Source organism: Methanomassiliicoccus sp. (genome assembly GCA_033485155.1).
Taxonomy (GTDB): domain Archaea; phylum Thermoplasmatota; class Thermoplasmata; order Methanomassiliicoccales; family Methanomassiliicoccaceae; genus UBA6.
In genome coordinates this window covers 109077-124352 of sequence record JAWQJJ010000002.1, presented here as the reverse complement: position 1 = coordinate 124352, position 15276 = coordinate 109077, and the positions used below count along the sequence as shown (strand labels likewise).

The following is a 15276-nucleotide window of genomic DNA, read 5'->3' as shown; positions in this document are numbered from 1 at the left end:
CGCCTGGTGAGGTATAACTCCTTTTCTCAAATTTCGGATACTGGCGAAGGACTCAGGGAGCAAGTTGAGAGGATGAAATCACTCCTTGCTTCTAGCGGGCTTGCCATAACTTCTGTTCCGGATTGCCCACTCTGCGGCATACCTCACAACGGACCCTGCCGAAACCCCCTCTATCCGCTACGCCGGGAGGTGGGCCTCTGAGCGTAGAACTGATCTTCAATGACTGTTGTGACTTCTGCATCAAGGCCGATGGCGACGGTAAGGAGATCGACGCCTGTACCACGATGACGGAGCGTTGTACGGGCGATAGCTGCGACAGCTGCGCCCGTTGTAAGAGCTTCGTTCCGGTCTCAGGCTTCGTCAACGCCGATAGGCTAGCTGCCACAAGGGCGAGGGTCGGAAACCGGCCTAGGGGCGCTAGGAAGCGGGTTCAGGGGGTTCTAAATTTCGAAGGCTTCCCTGGCTGCTTGCATTTATCCGACTCCTAGCGGTCCTCGCCTCTTTCGTTTCACTCCCCCTTTTCCTAGCCCTCTCCAATACTCGAGAGCCAGGGAAATCATCGAAGAAACCGGCCGAGTTTGTTATACTTCTTCCTTTGGCAAGAACAAAACTGGGAGGTAAGCTTTGATCTCCAATCAAAAGGCCAAGGGCGATGTAGTGGTTTTACAAATCCGCATATCACCTAAGCAGGCTGAGAGGTTGGAAAAGATTATCGCATCTTTGGAGTGCCCAAGAGTAGTGTTGCAGAGATTGCTTTAGAGGAATATTTCTCGAAAAGCCAGACATTCGATATTAATAAAATGCGAAACAAAGGGAGATGATTCTTAGGCATCATAGAATTAACCTACTGAACTTGCTCCTCTTTCCCATACCAGGGGGAAAACTCATCTCTGGAGTGACCAATAGCTATGTCGCAGAAATCTCCTTGGAAGAATACAATATAAAAAAAATCAGACATTCAATCAACGAAGTTACAAGGTAGATGAAGCTTGAAGTGAAAGTAGTGATCACATCGTCCTACTCTTCAACTCCCTCCATAGTGGTCTGTCTTTGGGTAAAATCTACGGCGTAGCGGTATCCATGAGGGGGGATATGCATCTCGAACCTTGCCCCCATTCCAGGCCTACCATTCTCTTTGATAGCAATCTCCGTTATTCCTAAGATCTCTCGGACCATAAATAGGCCTAAACCCGTATTTTTTCCAAACCCCTTTTCGAATATCTGTTCTTTTTCAGCTTCTACTACTCCAGGGCCATCATCCTCGCATATGAGGACTAGTTCCGCCTCAGTGCTCTTTGCAAAGAAGTGAATCCTGGATGCCCCATCCGCATACCTGAGCGAGTTATCGATCAGGTTGAGGATGACCTTCTCAAGCATCTGATCGGCGAATATCTCCAGGCCGTCGGTATCTATCTCCAGTTCTCGACCAGCTCCTTTGACCAGATGCTCGTACTTTCGTAGGATGGATGATATATCATTCCAAAGTGGGCTTTGTACACCGATGTCTTGGTAATCCTTGGAGAACTGGACCAAACGATCCAAATGCTCTAGGCTAGCCTGAGCCTTCGATATTAACTCATTTCTCTTCTGTTCATTTTTTGGCATGGAAGCGAGTTCCAGATAACCATCAATGGTCATTATGACATTCCTCATGTCATGCCTGGTGATGTTGCTCATCAAGTTGAGCTTCATATTCGCTTGGCGCAGAGCGTCCTCGATACGCTTTCGGTCGGTAATGTCCTGCACTATCCCATCCATACGGATTGGATTTCCTTTGTCATCGAAGGTCACTTTACCCATTTGTTGAACGGTCTTCCTCGTTCCATCGTCCAGAATAATATGGTATATCATGTCCACGGGGCGCTTATAATCTAAGGCAGCCTGCACTTCACTTTCAACGAAGGCCTTATCAGACGGATCCAATAACGCCTTGTAACGCTCGTAGGTGGGGATGAACTCGTTGGAATCCTTCTTGAATATCCTATAAGCCTCTTCAGACCATACGAGCTTATTATCTTCTAAATTCCAATCCCAGCTTCCTAAATGTGCGATACGTTGAGCTTCCGCTAGCTGATCGCGGCTCGAACGGATCTCCTCCTCAGCCTCCTTTCGCCAGGAGATATCTCGCACGATGCTCTGGACCTTTCCCGCACCCTCGGTGGAGACCAGACTGGCGACGAAACTGACGGAATGATGTTCTCCCTTCTTCGAGATCAATTCTCCATCGAACTCGATGTTATCTAGTTCCATCAGCAGAGATATGCGCTCTTCCATGAGCTGTTTGTCATCCTGCCCATTAATTGCCCCGAGGTTCATACTGAGTAATTCGCTTCGATTATAGCCAACCATCAGGCAGGCCCGCTCGTTGCAGTCTAGTAGTTTTCCGGAGAAATCATAGATGAACAGACCCTCGCTGATGTGATCCACCACTGAGCGATAACTTGATTCGCTTCCTCTCATGATTCTCTTTACTTCAGTGAGAGCATCCACACTCCTTCTAATTCTGGTGCTCAAGATGGCGATAATAACTGCAACGCCAACGAACGTAACGGCGTGTAGGAGGTCGTCAATAAGGAGGCTTTCTTGGCCAGTATAGACATCTGTGCCAATGAGCACAGCAACAAGGACCAGGGATGTGGAGACCCCATGATAATTGAACCAATAGGCAGAGAGGATAATGGGAACGAAGAAGAATAAACTGAGCAATATTGAAGTGGTCCCAATCAAATTAAAAATGAGTGTCAAGGTCAGGGCTAAAATGGTTAAAATAACGATTGTAACAACCTTGAACTTATTATCCATCTAATAAAAATCGCTGATGGGGCCTATATACCTTACTGGCTTATTTATATTATTGATAAGGATTCATATCAATAGTCCTTATATGTCTGGAAAATATTCGATGTGGATGGTTGTATCCTCCTTGATTTTCTTCGCCATATTACTCAAAGGTGTTTATTGCTGTCATCTGACACGGCTCGGACTGTGCCCCATCCAAGCGATACGGATCTAGGCCGCCATGATCATTTATGCAAAATCTCTCATTATCAATATAAAAAGGGGTTTCGAGATAAGCACTAGCGCAACGCTAGGATACCTCTGAACTATTCCTCTCTGGCGATGTCCGAACTTAGGAACATCGCCAAGAGGGTTCGGAGTAAGCTCAAGGATCTCCGCGCCCGCATCGTGCCAGCCGCCATCCTCATTCTCGTCATGATGGTTCTGGCTGTTAGCTTTGTGACTGACACGGCATCGGCCGCGACCTCGGATAAGGAGATAAGAGTGGGTGCTCCGATCATCACCTACATTTTCCAGCCGTGGCCGTAGGTTGCCTAATCCTCTGGAAGCTCACCGAGGAAGCGCTGTTGCTGTACGGGCTGTTTTCATCTTCGCTGCTCTGGCCCTAGTGACCTATTACTTCTGAGGTGCGAAGATGGAGAGCATAAAGGTTGAGATGGAAACGACCGGGAACAATGGCAAGCCCCGTAAGACGTGGAACGACAAACATTCCCGGATTACGGTCCTGGCCGCTGTCCTGGGGACTATTGGCGCTTTCCTATGCCTCGCCATAGTGGCGCCCCCAACGATCCAAGCGGCTATGGTTATATTCGCAAGTAATGATGCGAGACCTCGAGGTCTTACCGTGAGAGCAAAATGCCCAAAGTGCGGAGTGGTCTTTGAAACCCCCTGGCACCCGACCCTAGTGCATGTCGGATCACTGAAGTTGATGAAGTGCCCAGCATGCGGGAAGAGCAGCATGATGCATACCAAAGTGAACGATCCAGTCACTTGGCCCGTCGGGACGGGGGAGACGGAGAAGGTCAAGACCGAGAAGGAAATGTTGGAGGAGCGGATCGAGAGCTCGAAGTATGAGCGCCAAGGATCTTCCTGATCTTATTGCCCCACCCGAGCATAGAGCCGTCCACCGATGCCTATCAGGGCAGCGGCCACCGCCACCAGGATAATTAGGTCGGTTAGGATGCCGTACTCGCTCACCCCGCCCACTACCATCAGTCCCCTCAGCGCATCGACCACATAGGTCAGGGGGTTCACATAGGCGATGAGCTTCAGCCAATCGGGCATCAGGGAGATGGGGTAGATCGCATTGCTGGCGAAGAACAGGGGCATGGTGATCATCTGGCCGATGCCCATGAACCTGTCCCTGGTCTTTACCATGCAGGCGATAATCAAGGACAAGGTCGAGAATATCGCCGCTCCTAGGAGCACGACTAGGACGACGAGCAGAAGGTTCAGGGGATTGAGGATGACAGAAACCCCGATGAGCAGAGCGAGAATAAACACGATCAGCGCCTGGGACAGACTGCGGAGGCCGGCGGAAAGGGCTTTGCCCGCGACGATTGCGGTCCGGGGAGCGGGAGAAGCCAGGAACTTCTGGACAATGCCCAGATCACGTTCCCACACTATCGATATCCCGTAGAAGATGGAAATGAATAGGACGCTTTGGGCCAGCACCCCTGGAGTCATGAAGTCGATGTACGGTATGTCGCCTGTGGGAATGGCCCGCACCTGGGTGAGCACCTCGCCGAAGACCAGCAGCCATAGCACCGGCTGGATAGCCCTCGTGAGCAGCTCGGAGGGGTCATGCCGCAGCTTAAGCGCCTCCAGCTCGGTAATGACCAGAGCCTTCTTGAGGAAAGATCCGAGGTATGTGATCGGACCTTTTGCCTCCAGGGCCATGTGGTCAGCCGAGGCGTCGTGCGGTCTGGCGTTCGCGTTGGATGTCACGGTAGTTACCTCCGGTTTCGATCGTTCGTCCGGTGAAATGGATGAAGGCATCATCCAGGGTATCAGCCCCGGCTGCATCCTTTAGCTCCTTAGGGGTCCCCAGGATCTCCAGCTTGCTCTTGTGCATAATGCCTATTCGACCGCATAGGGCGTCAGCCTCGTCCATCAGGTGCGTGGTTAGGAATATGGTCGTGCCATAGTCCTGGCGCAGGCCGGCTATCATCTCCCACACCGCCCGCCGGGCTAAGGGGTCTAGGCCGATGGTCGGCTCGTCAAGGAAGAGCACCTTCGGCCGGTGTAGCGTCGACTGCGCTATCTCCAGGCGACGAATCATGCCGCCGGAGTAGGTGCGCACCAGCTTGTCGCCGAACTCGGACAATCCCATCCTCTCGATGGCTTCCCGGGCTCTCGATCTAAGCTGGTCCGGCGGGACGTCGTACAGCTTACCGAAGATCATTAGGTTCTCGAGTCCGGTCAGGCTGGCATCGGCAGAGAGCATCTGGGGGACGTAGCCGATCACCCTTCTGACCGAGGAGGGTCTCCTGGCTATGTCGATGCCTTCGATGAACGCCCTCCCCGAGGTCAGGGGAAGGAGGGTAGTGAGCATCTTGATGGTCGTCGTCTTGCCCGCCCCGTTCGGTCCCAATAGTCCGAACACCTCCCCTTCGTGGACAGTAAGGTCCAGCGATTCCACCGCAGTAAACTTACCGAACCGTCGAGTCAACCCCTCGACCTTGACGGCTTCCGGTCCCGGGCCCATCGGAGCCGTCAGCGTTCCCCTTGCCTCCTGGTTTCAGGCCCCTTCACTACCTCTTCCTTCCCCGGCAACAGCATCGGAAGGGCCTCCTTGACCCTCTCGAATGTATCGTGGAGCTCCTCCAACTCAGCATCGGTCAGGTGAGATAGATCTTGCTTGAGTCGATCCTTCATCGCCCTGCGGCGGGCGGCCATGAGCTCCCTGCCACCATCGGTCAGCTGAATCAAGAGCACCCGGCGGTCCGTGGGGTCAGGTGTTCTGTCCACGAGACCTTCCTGCACCAGCTGATCGACTATTTTAGTGAGGTTCTGCTTGGAGTAAGATAATTCCTGTGCGATGGCGGTCATCGAAACGGGGCCTCTTTTCTTGACAATCACCAGAACCGAGATGGGCGGAGAGAAGGGGCTCATCCCTGAAGCGTCCGGCCTCAGGATTCTGCGATAAAGGACAGGTATCGTCTGGAAGACGTCCACCGCCAGGGCGTTCAAACGTTCCTCACGTTCCATGGTCAAACCTCGGTGAGTAGTTCAATCGGCAGATAATACACTCCGTGTATTAATCATTGCTCCCCCGTACCATGCATAAGGTCAGGCGCCATGGCGGGGGAGGCCGAGTCAATGCCCTTCTCCGTTCTCCGAGCACCTCTCAGCGGCCCATCTCCCGGATCAGTGTTGTGACCTCGTGATGGACGTCCAAGGAGGCGATATCTGCGGAAGAATGCTCTCAGTGCCTCAGGGCCCCCTTCATAGCCCCCAACTGCATCCAGGCCGAGTAGCTAGTGCGGTCAACCTGAATGCCCTCGAACAGATACTTGATGGGCGTCCCTCCCTTGTGGGAGGTGCGGTAGGGCAGTACGCCTTAACAGCCAGGGGAGCCCCATGATAGCCGAAAAAGCAGACGTCAGCCTCTTTCCCGATGCTTATCGGGCCCCAAACCTCGGTGGCAAGGCCCGCTTCCCCTATGGCCCGCACCGTTGTTCCGATCTGCTTCGCGGTAACTGGTGCTGTCGTGCCTGTCGTATCTGATGGCGCTCGATAGCTCCTACCCTAAAGAGGACCGATAAACGATTTTCGTCCGCGTGGCCGAATAGTATCAATGGCAGCATCATTGCCGGATCCTCCTGACCACACGCCCGCAGGTGGTACTCTGGTTCCGCTACTCAATATCTGAGATCGCCTCATGCTCCCTTCTTCAGCGCTTTTCGGAAGATATCGATGTCATCCTGGTCGATTGCCTTGAGCAGATAGAGTAGCCCGAAGTAGGCGACCATGCCGACGACGATCGAGAGGAAAAGGTTGTTGCCGGGAATGATAAGCAACACTAGAGTCATCCCTGCTCCAGCCATGGTCGGCTTGAGGATTATATCGGTCACCCTTAGGTGGACCACCCGCCTGCTCATGTAATAGTGGCTAATGACATTGGTCACGAGGGTGGCGGCGGTGAACGCCAGGGCTGCTCCGGACGGGCCCCAGATGGGGATAGCAAGGAAACAGATGGCTAGATTTGTTACAGCGCCAGCCACTGATGAAATTGTGCTCAGATGCATCAGGTCGGCCGCCGCCAAAAGGCTTCCCTGTCCCGTGCCGAAGTATGATATTGCGAGCACCGGGAGGAGGATCTGGAGAACGACGGCGGACTCAGGGTGACCCGGGAAAAGCAGGTTGATTATCTCATCGGCCAGGACCATTCCGCCTAGCGTCATGGGAAGACCCAGACTGTACATGTACTTCATGATCTTCTGCTGAGCGAGCTTGGTCATCTCCTTGGAGGAGCCGAAGAGCCTGGTGATGACAGGTAGGAGTGCAGTCCTGAACACCGTGGGTACGGCAATCAGAGCGGCGACCAGCCCAAAGGCGATGGTATAGGTATTGCTGGCCGCTGCGCCGGCATCGTAGTCCGCCATCCCCCACACTATCGACAATAATAGGAACGCGTTGATCGAGTAGAGGGTGCTGACCAAGGCGACGTTGATGGCAAAGGGAGCGCAGCCCTTGAGATCATTTTTTACATCCTTAAGGTTCAACTCCCGGGACGGCTGGACGATGAGGCGAGTACAGACGACGTAGGAGAGGGCGACGTACAGGATGTTGCCGATGAGCAATACCAAGACCACTGTCTCTAAACCATAGCCAAGGTAGACAAGGGCTATGGACACAGGGACGGTGAACATACGCTCCACCAGATAGGTCATGAAAACATAGTACATCTTCTCGAACGCGGTGAACATCGATGTGAAAGTCTGAGCCATCCAGCCTAGGGCAGTGGACAGAGCGACGATGATATACGCGAAGGCCGCCTCGGATGGTGGCTTCGAGAACACGACGAAAGCTAGGGTCATGACCACGGCCGTGAATCCTAACGTACCGCGGATGAACAGGATGGAGGTCAACTTCTTGCTGGCGATCTCCCGGTTCCTGGCCACATCGATCACCATCTTAGTTCCCAGACCGAGGTCGGCAATCAGGAACAGGACCGTTACCAGGGAGAATGCCGCAGTGTAGTCCGCATAGGCTTTGCCCAGTTTTATGTTCAAAACCATCGCTAGGATGAGCGTGCTGACCTGGCTAACGAACTGGACCATTCCCATAGCCAATGAGTTCTTGGCCACCCCTCGTACTAGACCTATGAAATCACCTCAATCCTAACATGGAAAGTGTTATGTCGCTCTCCGGTTCCTGCCCTTGGCTCCATCGCCTTGATGGGGCCCAAGATCCTCTTTGATGGAGAGGGAGATCGACCTTGCCCGGCGATTTGGCCACAGCGTCCTCATCGGCCTCCATCTTAAGAAGGTTATAGGTCATTTTCGCAAGTTCGCCACCGAGACCTTGCCGGCGGAAGAGGAGTGGGAGATCGGCCGGGGTGCAATGGACATAGATCTTCACAGGGATAGAGTACAAAGCACTTCGGCGGATGTGTTCCTCCTGAGCCTCATCCACCAAAAAGACTAGAATTTAGCTGGATGATGGGATCAATAATAAAAAAAGGCTGGCCCATCGTTTCCGAGATGTGCCGCTCACTTGGAGGCCAGCATATCCAAGGTCTCCACCGGCTCCTTCTTATCCCTGTCAACGTCTGATGGAGAGAGGGGTACCGAACGGGAAGCGCCGGCATCGAAACCTTTCAGCTGGACCATTACGTCGTCCTCATCGGCCCTCATCCTTAGAAGGTCGACGAACAGCTTGACAAGCTTCACACCATAGGCATATCGACGGAGTACAGGTATGGGATCGTCACGAGCATAGTGCGAGCATATGTCCGAACCAAGCCAGGAGCGGATCCACTGGGAGGCCGTCAGCTCCCCCCTCCGGTGCAGGCGCCAGAACGAGTCCACATCCATTAGGCCGTCCCACCATCTGACCCCATCACGAAAGTCCTTCAGCTCCGGCTTGGGCTGTCCAGTCAGGTCCAGGTACTGCAGGTACACCAGCGGCATTCCCGCACCATCGGAAACCTCGTGGCCCATCCAGGTGCGGGCGTTGAGCTCTATCAGCTTCCACCTGCCGTCCCGCTCGTCCCTCTTGAATCCCACCGAGGCGATACCTTTGTAATCCAGTCCGTTCATGAACTTCATCCCCAGCTCGGCCACCTCGGGCTGGTGACAGCTCGTCAGGAGGGATCCCACCCCGAAATTGGGAGGGTATTGCCGGGTCTTGTGCCAGGTTACGATGGGCGATACGTATCCACCGCGGCCGATGTACGCTCCCGCATTGAACAGGTCCTTGCCCGGTGGCCAGATTATGTCCTGCACCATGACCTCCTGGCCGGACTCGAACACCTTGCGCATCTTCTCTCGTAGTTCTACCGCGTCCTTGACCACGAAGCCCTTGTTGCCGAAGATGGGGTTCCACAGGTGCGAGTACAGGGGCTTGATGAACGCGGGGAAGCGCAGCCGCCGCATTCCATCCTCGACATCATCCATCGTTCTCGGATAGAACGTCTCGGTCATGGGTATGCCCAGACGCTTGGCCTCCTCATACTGGAGGCGCTTGTTGACCATGGCCTCCACCACCTTCTCGGATGGAAGGATGAACTCGAATCGCGTCTCCAGCTTGCTGCGGTTCCGAGATAAGAACAGGACGGCGGGGTCTGAGGCAGGGAACAGCACGGGCTTCTCGTCTTGCTGCTCCCCTGCTTCCATTAGCGCCTCCATGAATGCTTCTGGCTGCTTCAGCAGGTCCGGGCAGATAAGGGGATGGACGAACTTGGAACGCATCGCTGGCAGGCTGGATCGGTGGTCGACGCCGAACACCGGTATTCCTCTCCTACCCAGTGTCCGGGCGATGCCCAGGCCGTTGATCTCCATGTTAATAACGAACGCGCTTGGAGGCTTTCCGCTGTCCATGACGTTTCCTCATCGAATCAATCGCACCCGATGGTTTATTAATATGACCAATCTGGGCGACGGGACACGCGATGATGCTACCGTCCTGCTTTGAAGATTGTGTCCTCGGGCCTCGATCGTCTCGGGCGGGAGACTCGGGCTAGTTCGTTCGGCGCTTATCCACCCTCTCAACCAAACCATTATTCTCGCTCAAACCCTCCACCCATCGTGAGCACCGGACCGGTATCCGAGGAACAACTGGTCCGTCAAAGGGCCTGGCTGGGCGATTCATGGACCTGGCTCCTGCGGACGATGATCCTGGAGGACCATTCCTCTGGAGCGGGCCGGCCGACCGCGCTAGACGTCGGCTGCGGTCCCGGCCTGGTGATGGAACTGCTGTCCCCCTACCTTGACGTGCTAGGCATCGATATCGACCGGGAGATGGTCGGCAGGGCCGTGGGCCGGGGGCAAAGGGCGCTGGTGGCGAGGGCCGAGGAGCTGCCGTTCGAAGATGGGGAGTTCGATGTCGTTTACTGCTCCTTCCTTCTCATGTGGGTCGCCGACCCGGTGAGTGTGATCAGAGAGATGGCTAGGGTTTCCAGAGATTGGATCGTCTGTCTCGCCGAGCCGGACCACCTGGGCCGCATCTCCTATCCTCCCGGCGTGACAAGGGTGGACGAATCGTTCGTCCGCACATTGGAGCATCAGGGAGCTGATCCGGGGATGGGACGCCGGCTACAGGAGACCTTCATCCGCAGCAGGCTGCGACCGGTGACTGGCGTCCATTCCAGCATGTGGACGATAGAAAGCACGAGGGTTGGAGCGGAAGAGGAGTGGCGGTCTCTCATCTCGATGGCCGAGGATACCGGCCTGGAAGGTGCCAGGAAGGCATGGGACGAGGCCTTGGCTGACGGTTCGTTGATACAGTTCAACCCAGTGTTCTTCGCCCTCGCCAGGAAGGCCGGTCGGGCGATCAATGTACATTGAGGCAGGAGTAGTCCCCGTGCTCCCTGGCAAGAGGACATCCGCCGCCGCAGGTGTCCACCATGGCGCATTTCGAGCATTCTTCGTCCAGGAACCCCCGGCTCCTGATCTCCTTGCACAGCTCGTGATTCCAGATGTTCGCCCACTGGTCCCTCAGGATGTTGCCCAGCGGCCGATAGTAGCTTTGACAGGGCAGTACTGTTCCGTCCGGCTCCACAGCCATATTCAGAGAGCAGGCGGTGCATTGCTTGATGCCCAGCCCTAGGTTCACGGGGTTTAGCTCGCAGTAAGGAGTTGGCGTAAACCAGATGATCCTCGCTCCTGCTCCTTCGACGAGCTCCTTCATCCGGATCAGGGTCTTCTCCAGGGCCGCACAGTCCACCCCGTTCGTGCCCACCCCTTTTCCTGATCGGATGATGCTGTTGAACGAGATGTTCTTCACCCCGAGGTCGAGGAGGAACCTGGCGGTCCCTTCCATATCCTCCAGGTTCGAGGACATGATAGTGGTGTTGGTACTGACATAGAGGTCTTCCTTGAGCGCCATCTTCAATCCTTCGATGGTCTCCTTCCAGGCCCCTGCGCACCCGGCGAGACGGTCGTGGACCTCCTCGCGGTGCGACAGCACGGTGATCTGTACATGGTCCAGGCCTTTGGTCACCAGGCCGTTGAGGTACCCGGGGGCCTGCAGGTTGCGGCCGTTGGTCACCAGTCCGGTCACCTGCCCGTATTCCTCGGAGCGCGCTATGAGGTCGCCGAGGAAAGGTACCATGGTCGGCTCACCCCCGGTGAAGATTATGTGCGGGATACCCAATTTCCAGGTCCGGGCGATAATCCGGTGCCACTGCTCGGCGCTCAGCTCTGTGAGTTCACGCGGCTCGTTATAGCAATGACCACAACTGTTCTGGCACCTATATGTGAGGACCAGGTCCATGCGGTACGGAGCGGGATAATCGTCCGCACCCTTGGTAGGCTGGTCGGAGCCGATGATGTTAACTACATCAGCATCTCCTCGGAGGAACTGTTCCAGTTGCTCCCTGATGAGCACATAGTGGCTCGAGGCGGTGGCCCGATCGAGGTTCTTGTAGCGGTGGGACATGTAGCTATACATGCTCTCCTCGGAGCGGCCCTCCAGCAGGCAACGGACATAGTCCAGGGCGGTACCGTTCAGCTTCACCAGGTGAGCCGCGTCGATTATCAGCATGCCCTTCTGGTTCGAGTCCACCCGCAGGTGGAAGCGATGGTGGGCCAGCGGCCCCTGTCCATCGAATTTCCACACCCCTTGAGGAAGGCCTTTGCCGGTCAGCTCGGCCCAGCGGCGTCCCAGGGACATTACCGGCCACCTCCGGCACAGGCGCAAGCGCAGGCACAGGCGCAAGCGCAGCTGTGCCCGCCCCCGCTGAACCCTCCAGTCCCTCCGAAGCCTCCCCGGGAGGCCGAGGTCGAGGTTACCGGGATGGGGTTGGTGGAGGGCACGACCTGCTTGGCCAGCCCTTTGATGTCGTTGACAAGGTTGCTACTGGTGGACTTCACCTTGTTCACGTAGTCCGAGGCGATGTTGCCTCCACCGGACGATGAAGGAAACCCAGGCACCCTCGAGCCGGTCCCGGGATAGGGATGGCCTATGAGGATCGGCAGGGGGATCACCTGTCTCCTCATCCTTCCCTCGTAGTCCCTGTCGATCATCATCCAATCGTTCCGCTCATTGAGGACAGCGGCGATCTCCTCGGGAGTCTTGGCATCCGTGACCTGCTTCCAGGCCTTTTCCACTATGGCGGAGTAGTAGCTCTTGGTGGCGGCGAAATCGAACCCCTCGACCTTTTTGGAGGTGTTCTTGATCAGCCCCACGAGACACCCCCTCAGGTGGTTGCGGTCCATCGTCCCATCGGGCCGGATGGCGTTGAGGTATGCTGTCTCGTAATCGTGCTCTCCGGTGCCGTCTAGCTTCTGGAGGTGCATGGGGAGAGTCTCCGAAAGCACCTTCACCTTCCCCTTCCTGATGAGCCCGAAGAGGATCATGGTGGCGATGTCCTCGAGCGGCCGCTCCATGATAACGGCAGCTTCCACAGCGGTGAGGTCCCGGCGCGGACCGGCCCCCACGACGCTGAGCTTGGGATCGAAATAGTCCTCCCGCCGCTTGGCTGCGCTACGGACCGCGGAGAAGATGATGAGGATAAAGAAGGCCACGAACATCAGTGGTAGGAGGAGACAGGTCAGCGCTCCAAGGTCCCCGAAGAAGTCGCCTCCTCCATTATTGAGGTTGGGATCGGTGGACGGGTCGTAGTAGGTCTGCACGAAGGCCTTGGGGAACCCGGCCCCCACGTCGAATGCTCCACCTTCCATGTCTTGAGGGCTGACATCGGTGGCCTCCCAGGTCACCACCCCTCGCCCGATGTTGCTGTCGAAATACCTTCCATCAAAGGGCTGGTTCCGCAGCCAGGTCGCCTGGGATAGGTCGGTCAGTCCGGCCGGTAGGATGACTGACGCGTTCAGGATCTCAGTATTCCCGATCTGATACTGGTCACTGAACCATGTAGGGGTGAAGGCCACCCCAGCCATGCTGTCGTTGTTGGGATCGGCGTAAACCATGTGCCGATTATTTATATGGAAATATAAGGTGAAGGAGCCTCCGTTCCGCAATGTGTCGATGGTCGCCTGATCTAGATTGACCGCGACGCCCGGTGACACGTATGGCGAAGCCGTCGGCGTGATCGTGCGTTCCTCCCCGCCGACTACGACATGCGCGGTGGCCGTGGACAGATCATAGTCGCTGTTGGGCATCCCGATGTCAACACCATCGAGGTACCCGACGTCGGTGAACATGAACTTGTAGTCGAGGTCCACGCTCCCGTCCTGCATGATAGTAACATTCACCCGCTCCTCCGCTACAGAGAACGAGTAGTCCTCTGCCGATGCCGAGCCCGCAGGTCCTCCTGGCATTACGATGATGGAGATAAACAGAGTGAGAGTGATGCTCCCAATGAGAATGGAGCGCAGACTTACCATTTGGGAGCCTCCTCCAGTGCGTAGACCGTGCCGCAGTACGGGCACTTTACCATCACACCTCCCTGGACCACCCGGAGGTCCTTGTCCTCCAGTGGAGCCCCGCACTGCCGACAGGTCAGCTGCTTCTGCTCCATCTTACCCGAGCCCCCCATCTGGACGTTGAACGTTTGGTTGATGAGCTTGGGCTTGGCCGCCTCGATCCTCTCGACCTTATAGATGTAGAATAGCAGTAATGCGGCCACCAGCACCATGACCCCCCCTATGGCGATGTTCTCGATCTCCCCGGCGATGATGAATAGGCCCCCCAATAGGATGAGGAATATGGCCAGAACTGTGATCAGGCCGCTCAGCAGCTTGTTCATTTGCTCCCGTTTAGGCAATCGGCGGGTCCGCTATTAAAGATGCTTACTCCGCTCCGGTCCCGGCCGTCCGTCCAGACCGGCCAGGTCGGCGCTGATCGCCCATAGTCTACGCGCCACCTCTCTATCGTAGGACGAGGATGAGGAGCGACGAGGGCGCCGTCGAACGAAGTATCGGCCGGTGACGTCCGCCACCTCGGGAGAGGAAGCGAGAAAGATGGAGGTCCGTGCCCCCCTGCTCGGGCTCAGTTCGAACGGCCTGATGACCACAAGGCCGATCCGTAGCAGACCGGTGGCCTCATTGCCGAACCTGGTTCGCACAGGCCCAGGATCTAAACAGTTGGCGGTGACGCCAGTCCCCCCCAGTCGTCGCGCCAGCTCATAGGTGAACAGAACATTTGCGAGCTTGGCTTGAGCATAAGCCATGAAGGGTGTGTACCCATGTTCCATCCCTATGTCGTCGAAGTGAATCCGGCCGAAGTGATGTGCGGACGAGCTCACGGTGACTATCCTTGACGGGGCCGATGAGATGAGCAGGTCTAGCAGAAGGTTTGTCAGAAGGAAAGGCGCTAGGTGGTCCAGGGCGAAGGTGTACTCATGACCATCCGTTGTCTGCCGACGGTCCCCCACGATCGTACCGGCGTTGTTGATAAGGACATTCAGCCGGGATGCATTTCTTCTTATCTCCGCCGCCAGTCGCCTCACTTCGTCCATGCACGAGAGGTCAGCCGGCAGGAGTATGGGGACAGACCCGGTCTCCCGCCCGATGTCCTCCCCGATGGCTGACAGCCTCTTCTCGCTGCGGCCCGATAATATCAAGGATGCGCCCATCCGAGACAAGGCCTCCGCGGTCGCCCTGCCGATCCCCGATGTCGCACCGGTGACCGCTACGGTCCTCCCTTTCATCACTCTATCAAATATAGCTGCCCAGGCTCATAGAATTGTCGCTGAAGAGTGGAAATTCGTGATAATTATCAAAAATAAAAATTAATCTGGCTAATCATAATTAATGATTATCATAACAGATAATCAAATGCAAAACCTCTTCAAATATCCCCGTTTTGGTCGGAATACAGCTCTGTCGAAACAGAGAGGGATGCCTATTG

The 15276-nt window shown here is 55.8% G+C and carries 14 protein-coding genes; 4 read left to right on the top strand and 10 right to left on the bottom strand.

The genetic code is table 11. The annotated features are described in order from the left end of the window. Nucleotides 1-1017: 1017 nt before the first annotated feature. Nucleotides 1018-2802 (bottom strand): PAS domain S-box protein, encoded by a 1785-nt coding sequence (locus SA339_03730; GenBank protein ID MDW5562313.1) that lies wholly within the window; start codon nt 2800-2802, stop codon nt 1018-1020. Between the two features lie 318 nt (nt 2803-3120). On the opposite strand from SA339_03730, the gene SA339_03725 reads away from it, so the two are divergent. Both SA339_03725 and SA339_03720 read left to right on the top strand, forming a co-directional pair. Beyond that, nucleotides 3121-3327 carry a hypothetical protein gene (locus SA339_03725; protein ID MDW5562312.1) on the top strand — a complete coding sequence of 69 codons (207 nt, stop codon included), beginning with the start codon at nt 3121-3123 and terminating at the stop codon, nt 3325-3327. Nucleotides 3328-3433: 106 nt separating this feature from the next. After that, the gene (locus SA339_03720; protein MDW5562311.1) at nt 3434-3892 is read left to right on the top strand and encodes a hypothetical protein; all 459 of its coding nucleotides are present in this window, start codon (nt 3434-3436) and stop codon (nt 3890-3892) included. 2 nt (nt 3893-3894) lie between these two features. Here the strand turns inward: SA339_03720 and SA339_03715 are convergent, their stop codons facing one another. The 4 genes from SA339_03715 to SA339_03700 form a co-directional block, all read right to left on the bottom strand. Continuing rightward, nucleotides 3895-4746 (bottom strand): ABC transporter permease, encoded by an 852-nt coding sequence (locus tag SA339_03715; protein ID MDW5562310.1) that lies wholly within the window; start codon nt 4744-4746, stop codon nt 3895-3897. Next, nucleotides 4703-5506 (bottom strand): ATP-binding cassette domain-containing protein, encoded by an 804-nt coding sequence (locus SA339_03710; protein MDW5562309.1) that lies wholly within the window; start codon nt 5504-5506, stop codon nt 4703-4705. Before SA339_03710 ends, SA339_03715 begins: the two co-directional genes overlap by 44 nt. Before the next feature lie 8 nt (nt 5507-5514). Further along, nucleotides 5515-6009 (bottom strand): MarR family transcriptional regulator, encoded by a 495-nt coding sequence (locus tag SA339_03705; protein MDW5562308.1) that lies wholly within the window; start codon nt 6007-6009, stop codon nt 5515-5517. A 671-nt stretch (nt 6010-6680) separates the two neighbouring features. Further along, nucleotides 6681-8111: a polysaccharide biosynthesis C-terminal domain-containing protein gene (locus SA339_03700; protein MDW5562307.1), complete on the bottom strand. Its 1431-nt coding sequence runs from the start codon at nt 8109-8111 to the stop codon at nt 6681-6683. Between the two features lie 112 nt (nt 8112-8223). Between SA339_03700 and SA339_03695 the strand changes: the two genes are divergently transcribed. Further along, a complete protein-coding gene (locus SA339_03695) occupies nt 8224-8451 on the top strand; it encodes a hypothetical protein (GenBank protein ID MDW5562306.1) in 228 nt (75 codons plus the stop codon). A 65-nt stretch (nt 8452-8516) separates the two neighbouring features. Here SA339_03695 and SA339_03690 read toward each other — a convergent pair whose 3' ends face one another. Beyond that, nucleotides 8517-9845 carry a hypothetical protein gene (locus SA339_03690; protein MDW5562305.1) on the bottom strand — a complete coding sequence of 443 codons (1329 nt, stop codon included), beginning with the start codon at nt 9843-9845 and terminating at the stop codon, nt 8517-8519. Nucleotides 9846-10052: 207 nt separating this feature from the next. On the opposite strand from SA339_03690, the gene SA339_03685 reads away from it, so the two are divergent. Further along, entirely contained in the window at nt 10053-10811 is a 759-nt protein-coding gene (locus SA339_03685) for a class I SAM-dependent methyltransferase (protein ID MDW5562304.1), read from the top strand. Here the strand turns inward: SA339_03685 and SA339_03680 are convergent. Genes SA339_03680 through SA339_03665 form a run of 4 tightly spaced genes read right to left on the bottom strand, consistent with a single transcriptional unit; the run spans nt 10798 to nt 15076 of the window. Then, nucleotides 10798-12138: a radical SAM protein gene (locus SA339_03680; protein ID MDW5562303.1), complete on the bottom strand. Its 1341-nt coding sequence runs from the start codon at nt 12136-12138 to the stop codon at nt 10798-10800. The two genes, SA339_03685 and SA339_03680, sit on opposite strands and share 14 nt — an antisense overlap. Continuing rightward, nucleotides 12138-13811, bottom strand: coding sequence for a hypothetical protein (locus tag SA339_03675; GenBank protein MDW5562302.1), 1674 nt, complete (start codon nt 13809-13811; stop codon nt 12138-12140). The genes SA339_03680 and SA339_03675 overlap by 1 nt, the downstream gene beginning before the upstream one ends. Further along, nucleotides 13805-14173, bottom strand: coding sequence for a hypothetical protein (locus tag SA339_03670; GenBank protein MDW5562301.1), 369 nt, complete (start codon nt 14171-14173; stop codon nt 13805-13807). The genes SA339_03675 and SA339_03670 overlap by 7 nt, the downstream gene beginning before the upstream one ends. 33 nt (nt 14174-14206) lie before the next feature. Continuing rightward, nucleotides 14207-15076, bottom strand: coding sequence for an SDR family NAD(P)-dependent oxidoreductase (locus SA339_03665; GenBank protein MDW5562300.1), 870 nt, complete (start codon nt 15074-15076; stop codon nt 14207-14209). Between the last annotated feature and the right edge of the window lie 200 nt (nt 15077-15276).

Excerpts from the sequence above, each read along its gene's own strand:
- SA339_03730 (MDW5562313.1), bottom strand. The coding sequence starts at position 2,802 with ATGGATAATAAGTTCAAGGTTGTTACAATCGTTATTTTAACCATTTTA.
- SA339_03725 (MDW5562312.1), top strand. The coding sequence starts at position 3,121 with ATGTCCGAACTTAGGAACATCGCCAAGAGGGTTCGGAGTAAGCTCAAG.
- SA339_03720 (MDW5562311.1), top strand. The coding sequence starts at position 3,434 with ATGGAGAGCATAAAGGTTGAGATGGAAACGACCGGGAACAATGGCAAG.
- SA339_03710 (MDW5562309.1), bottom strand. The coding sequence starts at position 5,506 with ATGGGCCCGGGACCGGAAGCCGTCAAGGTCGAGGGGTTGACTCGACGG.
- SA339_03705 (MDW5562308.1), bottom strand. The coding sequence starts at position 6,009 with ATGGAACGTGAGGAACGTTTGAACGCCCTGGCGGTGGACGTCTTCCAG.
- SA339_03695 (MDW5562306.1), top strand. The coding sequence starts at position 8,224 with ATGGAGAGGGAGATCGACCTTGCCCGGCGATTTGGCCACAGCGTCCTC.
- SA339_03690 (MDW5562305.1), bottom strand. The coding sequence starts at position 9,845 with ATGGACAGCGGAAAGCCTCCAAGCGCGTTCGTTATTAACATGGAGATC.
- SA339_03680 (MDW5562303.1), bottom strand. The coding sequence starts at position 12,138 with ATGTCCCTGGGACGCCGCTGGGCCGAGCTGACCGGCAAAGGCCTTCCT.
- SA339_03675 (MDW5562302.1), bottom strand. The coding sequence starts at position 13,811 with ATGGTAAGTCTGCGCTCCATTCTCATTGGGAGCATCACTCTCACTCTG.
- SA339_03670 (MDW5562301.1), bottom strand. The coding sequence starts at position 14,173 with ATGAACAAGCTGCTGAGCGGCCTGATCACAGTTCTGGCCATATTCCTC.
- SA339_03665 (MDW5562300.1), bottom strand. The coding sequence starts at position 15,076 with ATGAAAGGGAGGACCGTAGCGGTCACCGGTGCGACATCGGGGATCGGC.